At 73.5% G+C, this 18,112-nt stretch carries 16 protein-coding genes; 15 read left to right on the forward strand and 1 reads right to left on the reverse strand.

The annotated features are described in order from the left end of the window. Positions 1 to 213: 213 nt before the first annotated feature. On the forward strand, positions 214 to 1,197 hold the full coding sequence (locus GA0070558_RS03670; protein ID WP_077935232.1) for a sulfotransferase family protein: 984 nt from the start codon (positions 214 to 216) through the stop codon (positions 1,195 to 1,197). A 94-nt stretch (positions 1,198 to 1,291) separates the two neighbouring features. Here GA0070558_RS03670 and GA0070558_RS03675 read toward each other — a convergent pair whose 3' ends face one another. Continuing rightward, positions 1,292 to 2,227, reverse strand: coding sequence for a core-2/I-branching beta-1,6-N-acetylglucosaminyltransferase family protein (locus GA0070558_RS03675; RefSeq protein WP_091275742.1), 936 nt, complete (start codon positions 2,225 to 2,227; stop codon positions 1,292 to 1,294). 202 nt (positions 2,228 to 2,429) lie between these two features. On the opposite strand from GA0070558_RS03675, the gene GA0070558_RS03680 reads away from it, so the two are divergent. The 14 genes from GA0070558_RS03680 (at position 2,430) to GA0070558_RS03745 (ending at position 17,936) form a co-directional block, all read left to right on the forward strand. Further along, positions 2,430 to 4,286, forward strand: a complete 1,857-nt coding sequence (locus GA0070558_RS03680; protein WP_256091749.1) for a lipopolysaccharide biosynthesis protein — start codon at positions 2,430 to 2,432, stop codon at positions 4,284 to 4,286. After that, entirely contained in the window at positions 4,283 to 5,275 is a 993-nt protein-coding gene (locus GA0070558_RS03685; protein ID WP_091275748.1) for a DUF3048 domain-containing protein, read from the forward strand. Before GA0070558_RS03680 ends, GA0070558_RS03685 begins: the two co-directional genes overlap by 4 nt. Beyond that, positions 5,272 to 6,774 (forward strand): O-antigen ligase family protein, encoded by a 1,503-nt coding sequence (locus GA0070558_RS03690; RefSeq protein WP_176734091.1) that lies wholly within the window; start codon positions 5,272 to 5,274, stop codon positions 6,772 to 6,774. The genes GA0070558_RS03685 and GA0070558_RS03690 overlap by 4 nt, the downstream gene beginning before the upstream one ends. Next, a complete protein-coding gene (locus tag GA0070558_RS03695) occupies positions 6,774 to 8,015 on the forward strand; it encodes an amino acid adenylation domain-containing protein (protein WP_256091750.1) in 1,242 nt (413 codons plus the stop codon). The genes GA0070558_RS03690 and GA0070558_RS03695 overlap by 1 nt, the downstream gene beginning before the upstream one ends. Next, positions 8,012 to 8,872 carry a sulfotransferase domain-containing protein gene (locus GA0070558_RS03700; protein WP_077935237.1) on the forward strand — a complete coding sequence of 287 codons (861 nt, stop codon included), beginning with the start codon at positions 8,012 to 8,014 and terminating at the stop codon, positions 8,870 to 8,872. Before GA0070558_RS03695 ends, GA0070558_RS03700 begins: the two co-directional genes overlap by 4 nt. After that, on the forward strand, positions 8,860 to 10,395 hold the full coding sequence (locus GA0070558_RS03705; protein ID WP_256091751.1) for a lipopolysaccharide biosynthesis protein: 1,536 nt from the start codon (positions 8,860 to 8,862) through the stop codon (positions 10,393 to 10,395). The genes GA0070558_RS03700 and GA0070558_RS03705 overlap by 13 nt, the downstream gene beginning before the upstream one ends. A 74-nt stretch (positions 10,396 to 10,469) precedes the next feature. Then, a complete protein-coding gene (locus tag GA0070558_RS03710) occupies positions 10,470 to 11,507 on the forward strand; it encodes a glycoside hydrolase family 26 protein (RefSeq protein WP_228986413.1) in 1,038 nt (345 codons plus the stop codon). A gap of 223 nt (positions 11,508 to 11,730) precedes the next feature. Continuing rightward, positions 11,731 to 13,746, forward strand: coding sequence for a delta-60 repeat domain-containing protein (locus tag GA0070558_RS03715; RefSeq protein WP_091275751.1), 2,016 nt, complete (start codon positions 11,731 to 11,733; stop codon positions 13,744 to 13,746). Positions 13,747 to 13,849: 103 nt separating this feature from the next. Next, entirely contained in the window at positions 13,850 to 14,299 is a 450-nt protein-coding gene (locus GA0070558_RS03720) for an NUDIX hydrolase (RefSeq protein WP_176734092.1), read from the forward strand. After that, positions 14,296 to 15,066: a hypothetical protein gene (locus tag GA0070558_RS03725; RefSeq protein WP_091275757.1), complete on the forward strand. Its 771-nt coding sequence runs from the start codon at positions 14,296 to 14,298 to the stop codon at positions 15,064 to 15,066. The genes GA0070558_RS03720 and GA0070558_RS03725 overlap by 4 nt, the downstream gene beginning before the upstream one ends. An 81-nt stretch (positions 15,067 to 15,147) precedes the next feature. Next, positions 15,148 to 15,879 (forward strand): phosphocholine cytidylyltransferase family protein, encoded by a 732-nt coding sequence (locus GA0070558_RS03730; protein ID WP_091275760.1) that lies wholly within the window; start codon positions 15,148 to 15,150, stop codon positions 15,877 to 15,879. Then, on the forward strand, positions 15,867 to 16,931 hold the full coding sequence (locus tag GA0070558_RS03735; RefSeq protein ID WP_091275763.1) for an iron-containing alcohol dehydrogenase family protein: 1,065 nt from the start codon (positions 15,867 to 15,869) through the stop codon (positions 16,929 to 16,931). The genes GA0070558_RS03730 and GA0070558_RS03735 overlap by 13 nt, the downstream gene beginning before the upstream one ends. Next, positions 16,909 to 17,628 carry a CDP-alcohol phosphatidyltransferase family protein gene (locus GA0070558_RS03740; protein ID WP_091275766.1) on the forward strand — a complete coding sequence of 240 codons (720 nt, stop codon included), beginning with the start codon at positions 16,909 to 16,911 and terminating at the stop codon, positions 17,626 to 17,628. The genes GA0070558_RS03735 and GA0070558_RS03740 overlap by 23 nt, the downstream gene beginning before the upstream one ends. A 149-nt stretch (positions 17,629 to 17,777) precedes the next feature. Beyond that, positions 17,778 to 17,936, forward strand: coding sequence for a hypothetical protein (locus tag GA0070558_RS03745; RefSeq protein ID WP_256091752.1), 159 nt, complete (start codon positions 17,778 to 17,780; stop codon positions 17,934 to 17,936). The last annotated feature ends 176 nt before the right edge of the window (positions 17,937 to 18,112 follow it).

The raw sequence follows: 18,112 nt of genomic DNA on the forward strand, positions 1-18,112 counted from the left end.
GGCCCACCGCGCCCCGGGACGCGCCCACCGGGGGCGGTCGACCGGACGGCGCGACGCCGCCACAATGTAGCGGCCTCCGGAACTGAAACATAAGTGGCGTTCACCATCATCCGGCCTGTCGGATGGTTGCCAGCAGGACCTTCCGCCAATGCCGGGCTCCCCCGTTGCGCACCTAGACTGCCGCTGACAGCACCGGGGGCGAGGGGATCGCGGATGACCGACCAGACGGCCGAGGCAGCGCAGGGTGCCGGCGACGGGGTGGCCCCCGACCCGGTCACCGTCCTCTACGTCTGCGGCATGCCGCGCAGCGGCTCCACGCTGCTCGACCTGATGCTCGGCCAGTTCGTCGGGCACTGCGACGTCGGCGAGCTGTTCTACCTCTGGCAGTCCGGCGTCGAGCGCAACTTCCGGTGCGCCTGCGGCGAGCACTTCGACGCGTGCCCGTTCTGGGGCGAGGTGGGCCGCCGGGCGTACGGCGGGTGGTCGCAGATCGACGTGGCCGACGTGCGGGCGCTGCAGAGCCGGGTCGACGCCACCGCCAAGATCCCGCTGATCGTGAACCCGGGGATGTCCACGGCCTTCCGGCGGGACCTGGACCGCTACGTCGAGCTGCTGACCCCGCTCTACCGGGCGGTGGCCGAGGTGTCCGGGGCCCGGGTGGTGGTCGACTCGACCAAGCGCCCCTCGCTGGCGTACATCCTGGCCCGCGCCCCGCAGATCGACCTGCGGCTGGTGCACGTGCTGCGGGACCCGCGCGGGGTGGCGTACTCGTGGAGCCAGGTGGTGGAGCTGCCCGAGGGCACCTCGACCAAGGGCCGGATGAACCAGCGGTCGGCGCGGCTGACCGCCCGGCGCTGGGTCACCGTCAACGCGATGGTCGCCGCGCTGGGCCGCCGGGGCGTGCCCCGGGTCACCGTCCGGTACGAGGACCTGGTCCGCGACCCGCGCGGGGAGCTGGGCCGGATCGCGGCGCTGACGGCCGACGTGACCGGGGTCGTCGACCCGCTGGAGTTCCTGCGGGACAACGAGTTCGAGCAGGCCGGCTCGCACGCGGTGGCCGGCGGCCGGATCCGGATGCGCAGCGGCCCGATCACGCTGGCGCTGGACGAGAAGTGGCGTCGCGAGTACGCCCCGGGGCCCCGCCGCCTGGTCGGGGCGATGACGTGGCCGCTGCGCCGCCGCTACGGCTACCGCTAGGTGAGGTGGGCTGCCGGCGCGGCCCGGCGCGCCGGCTGGCGGGTGTTAGGAGGGGGCCCTTCCTATACCGGAAGCGTTAACAGGGGGCCCTTCCTTACGCCGCCGCCGCGGCGGCGGCCAGGTGGGCGTCGAGGGTGTCGATCAGCTCGGGGGCCCGCTCGTAGTCGAACTTGCGGGCGAAGTGCGCCCCGCTGGCCAGCGCGAGGGGCAGGTCCTCGGCGGTCAGCGACTTGGGGTGGTTGAAGGTGCTGTTGCGGAAGTCGAAGTAGCGCTTGCAGTCCGGCACCAGGTTGAACCGGTCGGCGCTGCACACGATCGTCTGGAAGACCGCCTCGACCGGGGAGAGGCAGTGTCGGAAATATTCCACCACGTCCGGTCGCCGGTCGAAGTAGTCCCGCAGGTAGGCCACCACGGGCCAGCTCAGCGAGGAGAACGCCGACCCGCCGTGCAGCCGCAGGTCGGGGCCGAACGGGGTGCGGGCGCGGCGGCCGAGGGCCAGCCCGTACGACACGTGCACCCGCACCAGGGGCTGCACCCGGTTGACCGCCTGGAGCGGGCGGAGCAGCTTCTTGCCCCGGGGGCTGAGCGGCAGCACCCGGCGGTGCTGGAAGTGGTAGCGGGAGCGGACGCGGCTGCGCGGCCAGTGGCTCTCCGGCCCGAAGGCGTCCCAATATTCCATGAACCCGTCGGCGCCCGAGTCGACCAGCTCCGCCTCGGACTCGCCGAGGGGCCGCAGCGGGTAGTCCTGACCGGTGATGTTCACCAGCCAGTCGACCTGCACCCCCTCGTCGTTCAGCCAGTCGACGGCGGCCATGTAGCGGTCGACATGACTGAAGTCACCGTATCCACCCTCGTGCATCTGCACGACGACGTCGGTCATCGAACGCAGCTCGGCGAGGTCCGGCGGGGCACCGTTCACGTCGTGGCTGACGTGCACAATGCTGTCGGGACTGTACTTCTTCACCGCGTGCACCAGCCGGTTCAGCTGCTCGGGCGACCGGTGGCTCTGGATGTGGTAGCAAAACCGCACCCGCCTATCCTCCCTTGCGACGCCGTTGCTGGAAAGCGACGCTTCGTCGGCTTCCCCTGACCGCCCGGATCAGGGAGACTCAGGTTTCCGCCGTGACGCCGCCCGTCACGGACGACTGGCCGGTCCGGTCCAAAGGGAGCGACACACCCCGATGCCCTCGTCTCACCACGCCGATCTGCGCGACTCAGACGGCCCCACCCTGATGACCTACCTCGAGTGGCTACGCCGCCGGTGGTGGATCCTCGTGGTGGCCGCGCTGCTCGGCGCGGGCGCCGGCATGCTGGTCAGCCAGGTGCAGACCCGCACCTACGTGTCGACCACGTCGCTGCTGGTCCGCCAGGTCGGCCCGGACGCCAACCCCGGCGCCAAGGTCAACCTTGACACCGAGGCGCAGGTCGTCCGCTCCCTGGTGGTCGCCGAGCGGGCTGAGGCCCTGCTGAAGACCGACCTCCCCGCCGAGGATCTGGTCCGGTCGCTGTCGGTGACGGTGCCGCCGAACAGCCAGGTGCTCCAGATCGCGTTCGAGGCGGCCAGCCCCGAGGCGGCGCAGGCGGGCTCGCACTCCTTCGCCCAGGCGTACCTCGACCTGCGGCTGGCCACGGCCACCCGGTCCCTGGAGAACGAGACCACCGCGCTCAAGCAGCAGATCACCGAGACCAACAAGCAGCTCGCCGCCGTCGCCGGCAAGATCGCCGCCGCGCCGCCGAACTCGGTGGAGCGCGCCCGCGCCGAGGCCGACCGCAACGTGCTGACCAACCAGCTCGCCAGCCTCAACAGCCGGCTGAGCCCGCTGCTGAGCACCGCCCTCGACCCCGGCGAGATCATCTCCGACGCGCCGCTGCCCCGGAAGCCCAGCTCCCCGAACACCACCCTCAACCTGGCCAGCGGCCTCGGCGCGGGGCTGCTCTTCGGCATCGTGGTCGCCCTGGTGCTGGACCGGCTCGACACCCGCGTGCGGCGCGGCCGGGACGTCGCCGACCGGCTCGGCGTGCCGATGCTGCTGGAGCTGCCGACCGGCCAGGCCGGGCTGACCATCCTGCCGGCGGGCCACGAGGTCTCCCGCGAGCTGGGCCGGCTGCGCAACGTGCTGCTGTCGACCATGCCCGAGCCGCAGCCCGGCCGGGGCCGTCAGCTGCTGCTCACCGACACCTCGCCCGGCCCGGCGGCCGGCTTCGTCGTCGGCAACCTCGCCGCCGCGTACGCCCGCACGGGCGCGCAGGTGGCGGTGGTGACGACCAAGCGGGACTCCCCGCTGCCCACGATGCTGGGCGGGATCAAGCCCCGGCACACCCTCGCCGACGTGCTGCGCCACGACGTGTCGGCGCTGACCGCGCTGACCCCGGCCCCCGGCCTCGGCCAGTTGCGGGTGCTGTTCCCCGGTGCCCTCGACACCGAGGTGGAGCTGCCCGTCGCCATGATGCTGGAGGTCCTCGGCGAGCTGGCCGCCCGCTTCGACCACGTGCTGATCGAGACGGCCCAGCCGACGGCGGCGGTGGAGGCGCAGGCGCTGGCCCGGCACGTCGACGGGGTGATCCTGGTGATCGAGGGCGGGCAGACCCGCAGCAGCGAGATCACCGCCGCGATCCACCAGTTCGAGCAGGTCGACGCGCCGGTGCTCGGCGCGGTGCTGGCCCCCCGGCTGGCCGAGCGCGTCCCGGCCCCGCCCGCGGCCCCGGCGGCGCGGCGGGACGGCCCGCCGTCGCCCCGCCCACGGCCCAACCCGGTGCCACCGCAGGCCGGCCCGCCCAACATCGAGTCGACGATGATCCTGCCCCGCCCCGCCACCAGCAACCGGGACAACCGCCCGTCGGCTGGTGGGCCGGACCACCGCCCCTCGGCCGGCGGCCGGGACGCCCATCCGCCGGCCAGCCCGCAGGCCTCCGCCAGGCCGACGCCGCCCCCGGCGGTCCAGGGCCCGCCGCCCGTCCCGCCGGCCCGGCCGACGACGCAGCCGAAACCCCCGGGCAAGTCCACCGTCTACCGGTCGTCACGGGACTCCGACGGTGTCGACCCGGGCCGATACTCGATGGCCCTCGACCCGGTCGAGGACAGGGAGTGAACCGCCGGCGCGCCCTGGGCAGCACGCTCTCGGTGGCGCTGGTCGCCGCGTTCGGCGCGGGCTGCGCCGAGGAGCAGCCGCCCGGGGCCACCAACGTGGTCGACCCGGGCTCACCGGCCCCCCGGCCCACCCCGACCCCGAGCCTGCCGACCGCGCCGCTGTCGGGCAAGCCGGTCGCCGAGGAGGTCGCGGGCCGCCAGGCGGTGGTGGTGCCGGTGCGGGTGACGCCCGGCACGAGCCCCGTCGGGCTGGCCGAGGCCGACGTGGTCTACCAGGAGTTCGCCGAGTCGGAGAGCCTGCACCTGACGGCGGTCTACCAGTCCCGGGACGCCGCGAAGGTGGGCCCGGTCGCGGAGATCCGCCCCGTGGACATCCGCACCGTCGGCGTGCTGCACCCCTTCGTCGGCTACGCGGGCGGGCCGACCGGCTTCCTCAACCAGTTCGCCGCCGCCGAACTGAAGGGCGTCACCCCGACGCAGCGCGAGGGGGCGTTCCCGTCGGGTCAGGCGTCGACCGCCGCGCTGCGCGCGGCGGCCCCGAAGGGCGGCGCCGCGCCGACCCCCGTCCTCGACCACGCCACCCCGGGCGCGCCGCTTGCCAGCCAGGGCGTCGCCCCGGCCGGCAAGCTGACGATCGCCGCCCCCGGGCACCCCACGCAGACCTGGGCGTACGACGCGGCCAGCGCGTCGTGGCGGGGCAGGATCGGCAAGGTCACGGTGAGCGTCGCCTCGGTGGTGGTGCTCACGATGGAATACCGCACGCTCACCGTGCGCAAGCCGAGCCCCCGCTCGCTGCCCGGGGCGAACGTCTACGGCTCCGGGGCGGCGCTGGTGGTCTCCGGCCCGTCCAGCGCCAAGGCGCAGTGGAGCAAGCCGGGGCAGAAGCTGGTCTGCAACGTCACCGACGAGGGCGGCTTCCAGGTCCGGCCGCAGCCCGGCCCGGCCTGGGTGATCTACGCCCCGAAGACCGCCAAGGTCAGCGTGACATGACCATGGCCGCCCCGCTCCGGCCGGCACCGGAGCCGGCACCGGCGGGACGGCGTCCGGCCGGCCCGCCGCAGCACCCCGCGCAGCACCCGCCGGAGCCAACCCGGCGCTGGTCGCTGCGGCTGCCCGTCGCCTGGCCGGTGACCGCGCTCTTCGTGCTCTACCCGGTGTGGTGGGCGTTGGGCCTGCCCTCGTTCATCTTCGCGATCCTCGCCATCCCGATGGCGTTCCAGCTCTACCGGCGCGGCAACGTGAAGGTGCCGCCGGGCTTCGGGATCTGGCTGATCCTGCTGGCCTGGGTGGTGCTCTCGGGGCTGATGCTCGGCATCACCGCGCCCAACACGCTCCCCCCGAGCGGCTCCGGCCGATTCATCGGCTGGGGCATCCGGGTGATGAACTACACCGCCCTGACGGTGACGATGCTCTACGTCCTCAACCTCAGCGAGCGGGAGCTGCCCCGGGGCCGGCTGGTGAAGCTGTTCGGCTTCATGGCCGTGGTCACCGTGATCGGCGGGTACGTGGGCGCGCTGTTCCCGCAGCTCAAGTTCGTCGCGCCGCTCAACTACATCCTGCCCGCCGCCATCGCCAAGGAACCGTTCGTCAACCGGCTGATGCACGTCGAGGTCGCCCAGGTGCAGGAGGTGCTCGCCGGGGAAGCCAGTTCGCCCCGCCCGGCCGCCCCCTTCGAATACACCAACACCTGGGGCGAGAACATGGCGATCCTGCTGATCTGGTTCATCGTCGGCTGGGTGGTCCTCGGCCGGGGGCCGCGCCGGCTCACCGGCTACCTCGTGGTGGTCGCCGCCGTCTTCCCGATCGTCTACTCGCTCAACCGGGGGCTGTGGATCGGGCTGGTGGTCGGCGCGGTGTACGTCGCGGTGCGGCTGGCGCTGCGCGGCCGGGTCGTGGTGCTGGTCGGGCTGGCGCTGGCGAGCGGGCTGATGGGGGTGGCGGTGCTGGCCTCCCCGCTGGGCGACCTGCTCAACGAGCGGATGGCCAACGGCCACAGCGACGACATCCGGGCCACCCTGTCCAGCGGCGCGGTCGAGGCGGCCAACCATTCGCCGGTGCTGGGTTACGGGGGCAACCGTGCCCTGATCGGCAGCAACCGGTCGATCGCGATCGGCAAGTCGGCCGAGTGCAAGCAGTGCGGCAACCGGGAGCTGGGCAGCAACGGGCAGGTGTGGAACCTGCTGACCGGCCAGGGTTGGGTGGGCGCGTTCTGCTACAGCGCGTTCTTCCTGTGGTGCCTGTGGCGGTTCCGGCACGACAACACCCCGATCGGCATCGCCGGCAGCCTGGTGCTGATCCTGATGCTGTTCTTCCAGTTCCTCTATGGCTCGTTGAACACCACCCTGGCGTACGGGCTGATCAGCGTGGCGCTGCTCGCCCGCAACGACCTGCACCTGCGCGCCGAGCGCCGCGAGGCCCGGCTCGCCGCCGTCGAGGCCGCGTCCGCGCCGGCCGCGCCGGGTGCCCGGCCCGAACGGCGGTTCCGCTGATGCTCACCCCTCCCCCCGGCGCCGACGCGCGCGGCGCGTACCTGCCGGAGCTGGCCGGCCTGGTCTGGCCGGCGCCGGCCCGACCGGCGCTGCGGCGCGGCGGCCGGGCCGGTTTCGCGGTGGTGCCCTCGGCCGCGCGGCCGCGGCTGCTGGTGCCGGCCGGTTCCCGGCGGGCGGCGGCGGGCGCGGTGCGGCACTCCACGGAGGCGCAGAGCGCGAAGGCCCGGCTGCGCCGCGCGGTGCTGGCCACCGCGTTCCGCACCGGGCTGGGCCGGCTCGCGTTCCGGGACCGGCTGGTCGTCGACCCGGGCGGCAACGCGGGCGGCGGCGCGCTCGACGCGCACCTGGCCGCCGTGCTGGGCCGCCCGGCGCTGCTGAGCATCCACATCGGGCCGGCGCGGGCCAACCGCAAGCCGGTGGTCCAGCTCCTCGACGCCACCGGCGTCCCGATCGGGTACGCGAAGCTCGGCGTCGACCCGCTCACCCGGGCCCTGGTCGAGGCGGAGGCGGCGGCGCTGGCCCGGCTGGCGACGCTCGCCGTGCCCGGCGTGCAGGTGGCCGAGGTGCTGCACCACGGCGTCTGGGGCGGGCACGCGCTGCTGGTGCAGAGCGCCCTGCCGGTGGGGCTGCCCCGGGCCGCGCCCGCGCCGGCCGCCGAGGCAGAGCGGGCCGCCATGGTCGCGGTGAGCCGCTGCGCCGGCGTGGACCACCGCCCGTACGCGGGCAGCGCCCACGACCGGCGGCTCGGAGCCGAGCTGGCGGCGCTGGGGGACCGGCCGGAGGCGGCCCGGCTGCGCGCGGTGCTGGACGAGGTGCGCCGCGTCGACCCGGTGCTGGGCCTGGGGGCCTGGCACGGCGACTGGAACGGCGGCAACAGCGCCGCCCTGGCCGACGGCCGGGTGCTGGTGTGGGACTGGGAGCGGTTCGCCGACGACGTGCCGCTGGGGTTCGACGCCCTGCACCGGCGGGTGCAGACGGCGATCACCCGGGCCGGGGTGGAGCCCCGGGCGGCGGCGGGGCGGCTGATCGCCGGGGCGGCCGACGAGCTGACCCCGTTCGGCCAGCCGGCCGGGATCGCCGACCTGGTGGCCGTGCTCTACCTGGTCGAGCTGGCGGCGCGCTACCTGCGCGACCGGCAGGCCGAGGCGGGGGCCCGGCTGGGACACGTGGACGCCTGGCTGCTGCCGGCGGTGGAGGAACACCTGGCCGGACGGCCGGGTGCGGGAGGAGTGGCGAAGTGACGCTGGTCAAGGCACAGGCGCGGCGCGCGGTGCGGTCGGTGAGCCGGACGTACGGCCGGTGGACCGCCGGGTCGCGGCTCGCCCCCGACTTCCTCATCGTGGGTGCCCAGCGCTGCGGCACGACCTCGCTGTTCAAGACCCTGTCGCAGCATCCGGCGGTGCTGCCGGCGGTCTACCACAAGGGCGTGCACTACTTCGACACCGGCTACGACCGGGGGATGGACTGGTATCTCGGGCACTTCCCGACGGTGCGCCGGGCCGAGGCGGTCCGCGAGCAGGTCGGGGTGCGCGGGGTGACCGGCGAGTCGAGCCCGTACTACATGTTCCACCCGCTCGCGGGGGAGCGGATCGCGAAGGACCTGCCGGGGGTGCGGCTGCTGGTGCTGCTGCGCGACCCGGTGGAGCGGGCGTACTCGGCGCACACCCACGAGGCGGCGCGGGGCTTCGAGACGGAGGGCTTCGAGCGGGCCCTGGAGCTGGAGCAGGAGCGGATCGCCGGGGAACGGGAGCGGCTGCTGGCCGACCCGACGGCACACAGCCACCACTTCCAGCACAACGCGTACCTGACCCGGGGCCAGTACGTGGAGCAGCTCGAACGCCTGGAGTCGATCTTCGGCCGGGACCGGCTGCACGTGATCGACGCGGACGACTTCTTCGCCGAGCCCCGGCCGGCGTTCGACGCGGTGTGCGACTTCCTCGGCCTGCCGCACTGGGCGGACATCTCGTTCGGCAAGCACAACGCGCGGTCCCGCTCGCCCATGGATCCGGCGCTGCGGACCCGCCTGGAGGAGCACTTCGCCCCGTACGACGAGCGGTTGAGCACCTGGTGGGGACGCGTGCCGTCGTGGCGACGGTAGCCCCGGCCCGGTCGGCCGCCGGCGAGCTGGGCGGCGCGGCGCGGCACGGGGTCGCGAACCTGCTCGGGGTGGCGGTCGCGGCGGTCGCCGGGTTCGGCCTGAACATCATCGTCACCCGCGGCTGGTCCATGTCCGACGCGGGCCTCTTCTTCGCCGCCACCAGCGCTTTCATGATCGCGTACGCGGCGGCGCGGCTGGGCACCGGCGTCGGCTCGGTCTACTTCATCAGCCGCTACCGCACCCTGGGCCAGCCGGAGCGGCTGCGCGCGTCGGTGCTGGTGGGGCTGCTGCCGGTGCTGGGGGTCGGCACGCTGATCGCGGTGGCCGGCTGGTGGGCGGCCCCCCGGATCGTGGCGCTGACGTTCGACGAGCCGGTGCCCGGTGCGGTGCGCGCACTGCGGGTGCTGCTGGTCTTCGTGCCGGTGGCCGCGCTGTGCGACTTCGCCCTGGCCGCCTGCCGGGGCTTCGGCAAGATGCGCCCGCTGCTGCTGATCGAACGCCTCGGCCGCACGGGGTTGCAGGTGGCCGGGGTGGGGCTCGCCGCCGTCCTCGGCCTCTCGGCGACGACGGCGCTGCCGCTGGCCTGGGTCGCGCCCTACCTGCCGGCCGGCCTGGTCGCCACGGTGTGGCTGGCCCGGCTGGTACGGCGTGCCGAACGGGGCGCGCAGGTGCCGGCGGTGTCGCTGCGCGAGGAGTTCGCGCCGTACTGGCGCTACAGCGGGCCCCGGGCGCTGAGCGGGCTGGCCCAGATGGCGGTGCAGCGGCTCGACATCGTGCTGCTGGGCGCGCTGCGCGGGCTGTCCGAGGCGGCGCTCTACACGGCGGCCACCCGGTTCCTCGCCCTCGGGCAGCTCTCCGGGCAGGCGCTGTCCACCGCCGTGCAGCACCGGCTGGCCGAGCACCTGGTGCGCGACGACCGGGACGCGGCGGGCCGGCTCTACCAGGCCGCGACGGGCTGGCTGGTGCTGCTGGCCTGGCCGGCGTACCTGCTGTTCGCGGTGTTCGCCGAGCCGATGCTGCACCTGTTCGGCGAGGGATACTCCGCCGGGGCGCGGGTGACCGTGTTCCTGGCCCTGACGATGCTGGTGGCCACCGGCTGCGGCATGGTCGACACGGTGCTCAACATGGCCGGGCGCACGTCCTGGACGTTCTACAACGCGCTGGCCGGCACCCTGGTCAACGTGGTGCTGAACGTGCTGCTCATCCCGCGCTTCGGCATCATGGGCGCGGCGGTCGCCTGGTCGGCGTCCATCGTGATCACCAATCTGGTGCCGCTGGCGCAGCTGCACCACGCGTACCGGCTGCACCCGTTCGGCCGGGGCACGCTCGCCGCCGCCGGCCTCGCGGTGGCGTGCTTCGGCGTGCCGGCGTTGATCGCCCGCGCGGTGCTCGACTCCGGGCCGGTCACCCTCGCGGTGCTCGCGGTGCTCGGCACCGCCGGCTATCTCTCCGGTGCGTGGCGGCTGCGGCGGGTGCTCCAGCTCGACGCGTTGCGGGCCCTGCGCCGGGGCCGCCGACGCTGAGGCCCGGCACGGGTCTCACAGCCACGGAAACGACCGCCGGGCACGTCGGCGGCATGGGGAAGGTGCGGCAGACGATGAAGCGGTTCCACAGGGCGGCGGCGTTCCTGCTCGCCTCGGCGTTGGCCGTCACGGCCTGCTCCGAGCAGGCCCCGGACTTCGTGCCGCCCCCGTCCAGCGCCGCGCCGACGGTGTCCCCCCGCACGACGGACGACCTGGCCACCACGGGCCGGGGCCCGGAGCTGCCCGCGAAGGGCGCCTGGCTGGGCGCGTGGGTGAAGCCGGACTGGCAGACCCCGGAGGGGCGGGTCGAGGCGCTCGCCGCGTTCGCCGCACAGACCCAGGGCAACGTGAACCTGGCGCACATGTTCCACGAGTGGGAGGACGACTTCCCCGGCCCCACCGAGCACGCCTTCCAGGCCGCCGGGAAGCTCCAGATGATCTCCTGGTCCGGCGCGGACACCCGGTCGATCCGCGACGGCGTCTACGACCAGCTCATCCGGCAGCGGGCCGAAAAGATCAAGCAGTTCGGGGTGCCGCTGCTGCTGCGCTGGCGGTGGGAGATGGACCGGCCCAACCTGCAACAGAGCATCCACTCGCCTGAGGACTACGTGGCGGCCTGGAAGCGCATCCGGGGCATCTTCACCGAGGTCGGCGCGACCAACGCCGGCTTCGTCTGGTGCCCGCACGTGCAGGGGTTCGTCGACTCCTCCCGTGACGCCGCCGCGTACTATCCGGGCGACGACCAGGTCGACTGGCTCTGCACGGACGTCTACCCGGGCAAGGGGTTCGAGGGGTTCGCCCCGCAGATGGACAAGTTCATGGCGTTCGCCGCCCAGCATCCGCGTCCGATTGTGATCGGCGAGTTCGGCGTGACCTACCCGGGCTCGCCGGGGCAGCGCGGCGCGTGGCTGCGCGAGGCCGGCGACTACATCAAGCGGCACCCGCAGATCAAGGCGGTCGTCTACTTCGCCGCTAAGCAGACCAAGCCCGCGTACGACAGCACCTTCAACGACGACCCGGACGGCCTGGCCGCATTCCGGGAACTGACGGCCGACCCGTGGTTCTCCGCGCCGCCGCCCCCCACCCCGGCGCACGGCCCACGAACCCAGTGACCTCGTCTTTTCGTCCGGCGCGACCGGCTGTCCCGGCAACGGCCGCCGCGTTGTCGGCCACAAGACGCAACCCGGGGTAGACGCCGCGCCTTCCGTGCGCAATTGTGTCATCGAGCTTTCCGTCCCCCGGTCGCCGCCTCAGCGCCCGGCGGTCACCGAACGGGTTCGCCCGCTCGCACGGAGGCACCTCACATCGATCTCCGCCGTTCATCCGGAGTTGCCCGTGGCCCGTTTCCCGGCGCTTGGTCGCCGACCTCTCGCGGTCCTGACCGCCGCCGCCCTGACCGTTTCCGGCATCCTCGTCGCCGGCCCGGCCCCCGCGGCGCCCGACCACACCACCGTGGTCGGCGCGGTCCCCTCCGCCCTCACCCCGAACATCGTGGACGGCACCGTCTTCGCCATCCACGACGCCGGCGACAAGGTCATCGTCGGCGGCTCGTTCACGCAGGTGAAGAACCGCAACTCGGACGTCACGATCGCCCGCAACTACGTGCTGGCCTTCGACAAGGCCACCGGCCAGGTGGACACCGCGTTCGCCCCGGTGGTCGACAACGAGGTCAGCGACATCCTCGCGGGCCCGACCGCCGGCACCGTCTACCTTGCCGGCAAGTTCAACACCGTCAACGGCACCAACCGCCGCAAGCTGGCCCTGCTCAACCTCGCCGACGGCAGCGTGGTCACCAGCTTCCCCAACCTGGCCTTCAACGGCCTGGTCAACGACGTCGTCAAGGTCGGCAACCGGCTGCTCGTCGGCGGCATCTTCACCACCGCCGCCACGAAGCCGCGCGCCGGCCTGGCCTCGCTCGACGCCGTCACCGGCGTGGTGGACGACTACCTCACCACCTCGCTGACCGAGCACCACAACTACGACGGGGTCAGCGGTGCGAGCGCCGGCATCGGGCCCGAGAAGCTGGCCGTCTCGCCCGACGGCACCCAGCTCGTGGTGATCGGCAACTTCAAGAAGGCCGACGGGGTGCTGCACGACCAGGTGGTCCGGCTCGACCTGGGCGCGTCCGCCGCGACCGTGTCGTCGTGGAACACCAACCGGTTCGAGCCGCGCTGTTCCTACAAGTCGTTCGACTCGTACGTGCGGGACGTCAGCTTCTCCCCCGACGGCAGCTACTTCGTCATCGTCAGCACGGGCGCCCCGTACGCGGGGACGCTCTGCGACGCGGCGGCCCGCTTCGAGACGTCGTCCACCGGCACGTCGGTCCAGCCGACCTGGGTCGCCTACACCGGCGGCGACACGTTCCTCTCCGTGGGCATCACCGAGCAGGCGATCTACGTCGGCGGCCACTTCCGCTGGCTCAACAACACCTCCGCCACCAACTCGGCGTTCGCGGGCGCGGTGGCCCGGCCCAGCATCGCCGCGCTCGACCCGCTCAACGGCCTGCCGCTGTCGTGGAACCCGGGCCGGCACCCGCGCGGCTACGGCGTGGCGAAGCTGCTGGTCACCCCGGAGGGCATCTGGCTGGGCTCCGACCAGGAATACATCGGCAACTTCCAGTACCGCCGGGGGAGGATCGCGTTCTTCCCGCTCAGCGGCGGGGCCGCCCCGCACTCCACCGCCACCGCCACCCTGCCGGGCAAGGTCTACCTGGCCGGGTTCAGCAGCGGCTCGGTCAACGCGGTGCAGAGCCGGACGTACGACGGGACGAGCGCGATCGGCGCGGCCACGGCCGTCGACAACACCGACGGCACCGCCTGGTCGTCGGCGAAGAGCGCCTTCTGGGTCGGCGGCACCCTGTTCTACGGGATGAGCGGCGCGCTGTGGCGGCGCACGTTCGACGGCACCACCTTCGGCACCCCGACGAAGGTCGACCCGTACCACGACGAGCTGTGGGACACGGTGGTGACCGGTTCCGGGCCGGAGGGCCAGACGTACGCCGGCAACACGGTGAGCTTCTACCCGGAGATCGCCAGCGTGACCGGCATGTTCTACACCAAGGGCCGGCTCTACTACACGCTCAGCGGGCAGAACGGCCTGTACTGGCGTTGGTTCAACCCCGACAGCGGCACCGTCGGGGCGGACAAGTTCACCGCCGCCACGACCGGCTTCTCCGACTCCGGCGGGGTCTTCGTCTCCGGCGACCGGATCTACCTGGTCAGCCGGCTGCTGGGCAACCTGTCGTCGGCCAGCTGGGTCAACGGCGCGCCGTCGGGCAGCTGGACGCTGCGCAGCAGCCGCCTCCTCAGCGGCATCGACTGGCGGGCGAAGGCGGTCTTCGTCGGGCCGTGACCCGAGCGAGATTCGGGCCGTGACCCGAGCACGACGCCAGCGGTGACGAGCCGGGGCCGTACGGGGCATCGCCCTGACGGCCCCGGCTCGCTACTGTCGTGACGTGCCCACCGAGCCTCTCCGCTGCGCCGGCGCGCTGATCGTCGACGACGACGGCCGCCTCTTCTTCCAGCGCCGGTCCCCGCAGCGGGTCCTCTTCCCCGACACCTGGGACATCGTCGGCGGCCACCTGGAGCCGGGCGAGGAGATCGAGGACACGCTGCGCCGGGAGGTCACCGAGGAGACCGGCTGGACGGTGTCGCACATCCTCGGCACGGTCGGCGAATACCGGTGGACCGGCAACGACGGGCTGGCCCGCGTCGAGAGCGACTTCCTCGTCCGGGTCGACGGCGACCTGGCCCGTCCCCGGCTGGAGGCGGGCAAGCACACCGAGTTCCGCTGGCTGACCGAGCGGGACCTGGCCGTGCTGGACGAACACCGCGACGTCAACGACGGGCTGATCCGGCGGATCGCCGAGGACGGCTTCGCGGCGCTGCGCTCGATCGGTCTGTGAGCGACGACGTCGAGCTTCCGCCGCACCGGTTCGCCGGGCTGGTCGCCCCGGCAGTCGACCGGGTCTTCGCCGCCGGCATCCTCGCCGGGCGGGACGGGGGCGGCGCGGAGCTCAGCCAGCGGTACGGCGGGCCGGCGGCCACCGGTTTCCTCGTCGAGTTCCGCACCCGGCTGGCCGCGCCGGGCGGGACGGTCGACCCGGCGGGCTTCGCCGCGGTCACCCGGTACCGGGACCCGGCGTCCTGCCAGCGGGCGCTGGACAAGCAGGTCGCGTACGGGATGCTGCACCGCCGCCCCGACGGCTGCCTCTGCGCCACCGAGCGCGGCCTCGCCTTCCTGGCGGAGCTGTTCCAGGTGCACGCCGAGGTGACCGAGGAACTGTGGGCCGGGCACGACGAGCGGGTGCTCCGGCTGGTCGACACCCTCGGCCGGCTGCTGGCGCACGCGCTGGTCAGCGCCGAGGAGGAGACCGACGTGCTGGGCGACGCGTTCGCGGTGACCGCGCCGCCGTACGAGCCGGACGGCACCGCCCCGGGGGTGCTGCTGCTCAACCGGCTGGGCACGCTGCGCTACCACCGGGCCGACGCGCACGCCGCGGCGTGGACGGCGGCGGGGCACACCGCGCTGAGCGTCAGCGAACTGCCGGCGGGCCCGGAGCGGCTGGCCATCGAGCTGGAGACGGACCGCCGGGCCGCCGGCCCGTACGCGGCGCTGACCGCCGAGGAGCGGCTGACGATGCTGGCGGACCTGTCCGCCCTGCCGGGCTGACGCCCCGGTTGGCGGTGGGCGGGGTCGGCCCCGGCGCTATCCTCCACCGGTGACCCGGAGTCGAACCAGGGAGGCAACTGCATGATCGGGATGGTCCTCGCGGCCGGTGCGGGGCGTCGGCTGCGCCCGTACACCGACACCCTGCCCAAGGCGCTGGTGCCGGTGGACGGTGACACCACCATCCTGGACATCGCGCTGCGCAACCTCGCCGAGGTCGGCCTCACCGACGTGGTGGTCGTCGTCGGGTACGCCGCCGACGCGGTCGTCACCCGCCAGGCGGAGCTGGAGAAGCGGCACGGCGTCACGCTCACCCTCGTGCACAACGACAAGGCAGAGGAGTGGAACAACGCGTACTCGCTCTGGCTGGCGCGGGAGCACTTCGCCAAGGGCGTGCTGCTGGTCAACGGCGACACCGTGCACCCGGTGAGCGTCGAGCGGACCCTGCTGGCCGAGCGCGGGCCCGGCATCCTGCTCGCCGTGGACACGCTCAAGACGCTGGCCGAGGAGGAGATGAAGACCACCTTCGACGCCGCCGGCCAGCTCACCCGCATCACCAAGCTGATGGACCCGGGCGAGGCGTACGGGGAGTACATCGGCGCGACGCTGATCGAGCCGCAGGTGGCCGACGCGCTCGCCGACGCCCTGGAGGCGACCTGGCGGCGCGACCCGAACCTCTACTACGAGGACGGCTACCAGGAGTTCGCCGAGCGGGGCGGCGAGGTGCGGGCCGCGCCGATCGGGGATGTCTCCTGGGTGGAGGTCGACAACCACGACGACCTGGTCCGCGCGCGGGAGATCGCGTGCCGCTACTAGCCCGGACGATCCTCACCCCGCTGCACATCGACGTGCGGCGGGGCGCGGTGGCCGACCTGGCGGCGATCCTGGCCGACGGGCGGATCTCCTCCGGCGGGGACGTCGCCGTGGTGGTCGGGCCGGGGCAGGGCGGGCAGATCGCCGAGCTGATCCGCCCGTCGCTGCGCTCGGCCGACGTGTTCACCGTCGCCGGGGGCACCCTGGAGGCCGCCGACGACCTGGGCGGGAAGCTGCGCGCCCGGTCGTACGACGCGGTGGTGGGCATCGGCGGCGGCAAGACGATCGACGTGGCCAAGTACGCGGCCACCCGGCGCGGCCTGCCCATGGTGACCGTGGCGACGAGCCTGGCCAACGACGGCATCGCCTCCCCGGTGGCGTCGCTGATCACCGGCGGCATCAAGGGCTCGTACGGGGTGCACATCCCGATCGCCGTGATCGTGGACCTCGACTTCGTGGAGGCCGGGCCGGAGCGGCACAACCGGGCCGGCATCGGCGACGTGGTGAGCAACATCAGCGCGCTCGCCGACTGGGAGCTGGCCCGCCAGGTACGCGGCGAGCCCGTCGACGGCCTGGCCGCGTCGCTGGCCCGGATGGGGGCGGAGGCGGTGCTCGCCCACCCCGGCGACATGACCGACGACGCGTTCGTCACCGTGCTCGCCGAGGCGCTGATCTCCAGCGGGCTGGCGATGGCGGTGTGCGGCACGTCCCGCCCGTCCAGCGGCGGCTGCCACGAGATCATGCACGCGATCGACGCGCTCTTCCCCGGCACCGCCTCGCACGGCGAGCTGGCCGGCCTCGGCGCGCTGTTCTGCACGTTCCTGCGCGGCGACGTACGCCGCTTCGCGGAGATGTCGGCCTGCCTGTCCCGGCACAACCTGCCCCGGCTCCCGGCCGAGGTGGGGCTCACCGACGACCAGTTCGTCGAGGCGGTGCAGTTCGCGCCGGCCACCCGCCCCGACCGGTACACCATCCTGGAGCACCTGGCGATGTCGGCTTCCGAGACGCGGGAGCGGCTGGCAGACTACGCCGGTGCACTCCGCGACCTTGGCTGATCCCGCCCGCCCGTCCGTAGCCGACTTCCACCGGGTCAACCGGGGCGGCGGCCTGTTCAGCGAGTCGGTCAGCCAGTGGCTGGGCGCGGTGTTCGCGCTGGTCGCCCAGCGGCTCGGGCTGCGCCCCACGGCGCTGACGCTGGCCAACCTGGTGCTCGGGCTGGCCGCCTCGGTGACCGTGGTCGCGCTCGCCGACGAGGTGGCCGCCGGAACCGTCCCCGCGTGGGTGGTCGGGCTGGCGGCGCTGGTCGGCTGGCAGGTGGCGTACTCGCTGGACTGCGCCGACGGGCAGCTCGCCCGGGTGACCAAGACGGGCAGCGCGGCGGGCGCCCGGGTCGACGTGCTCTGCGACGTGGCCGCCCAGATCGCCCTGGTGGCCGCCCTCTCCGCCACGGCGGTGGCGCAGCGTCCGGGGACGCCGACCTGGCTGGTCGCCCTCTTCGCGGGCACCTGGATGGTCAACCTGGTGACGTCGGTGATGCAGTCCGGCCCGAACGCGGCCAGCATGGTCACCTCGACCTCCCTGCCGGTGCGCCTGGTGAAGCTGGTCCGCGACTACGGCGCGGTGATCTTCGTGGCGGGCCTGGTGCTGGCGTTCGCCCCGGCCCTCACCTTCTGGGTGATCGTGGCGTTCACGGTGGTCAACGGCGGCTTCCTCCTGGCGAGCATCGCCTTCTCCGCCCGCGCCTCGTTGTAAGGAAGGGCACCTTGTTAACGCATTCTGCATAGCAGGGGCCCCTTCTTAACCGCCGCTGGGCGGGAGGGTGCGCTGGGCAGGAGAGTGCGCTGGGCGCGAGGGTGCGCGCGGGGCGGGACGGGGGCGGCGCGGTGCGGGCGGTGCAGAAGGTGCGCCATCGACGGGCCGACGTCGACGAGGTTCTCGCGTACCACCGCGTCCTCGACCGCATGGACGCGCACGTCTACGACGCCGGGCACTTCCTGCTGGAGACGCACGCGGCCGAGTGCGCCACCCTCATGCGGTCGTTCGTCCTCGACAACATGTGACGGTGTGGGGGCCGATTTCGGCACCCACCAGGGAAGCCCCTTCCGCGCCATCGACGGTTGTCGTACTGTAACAACTCGCAGGCAAGCGCTTTCCCACTGCGTGCGGCGCACACGGGAAGGCGTCCCTACGCACGCGGACGCACGTCCGTCACACCACCACCCCGTCCCTTGATCCC

It is taken from the genome of Micromonospora haikouensis (genome assembly GCF_900091595.1).
Taxonomy (GTDB): Bacteria; Actinomycetota; Actinomycetes; order Mycobacteriales; family Micromonosporaceae; genus Micromonospora; species Micromonospora haikouensis.

What these genes read in the sequence shown, in the direction of transcription:
- GA0070558_RS03670 (WP_077935232.1), top strand. Translation starts at nt 214, where the DNA reads ATGACCGACCAGACGGCCGAGGCAGCGCAGGGTGCCGGCGACGGGGTG.
- GA0070558_RS03680 (WP_256091749.1), top strand. Translation starts at nt 2,430, where the DNA reads ATGACCTACCTCGAGTGGCTACGCCGCCGGTGGTGGATCCTCGTGGTG.
- GA0070558_RS03690 (WP_176734091.1), top strand. Translation starts at nt 5,272, where the DNA reads ATGACCATGGCCGCCCCGCTCCGGCCGGCACCGGAGCCGGCACCGGCG.
- GA0070558_RS03695 (WP_256091750.1), top strand. Translation starts at nt 6,774, where the DNA reads ATGCTCACCCCTCCCCCCGGCGCCGACGCGCGCGGCGCGTACCTGCCG.
- GA0070558_RS03710 (WP_228986413.1), top strand. Translation starts at nt 10,470, where the DNA reads ATGAAGCGGTTCCACAGGGCGGCGGCGTTCCTGCTCGCCTCGGCGTTG.
- GA0070558_RS03730 (WP_091275760.1), top strand. Translation starts at nt 15,148, where the DNA reads ATGATCGGGATGGTCCTCGCGGCCGGTGCGGGGCGTCGGCTGCGCCCG.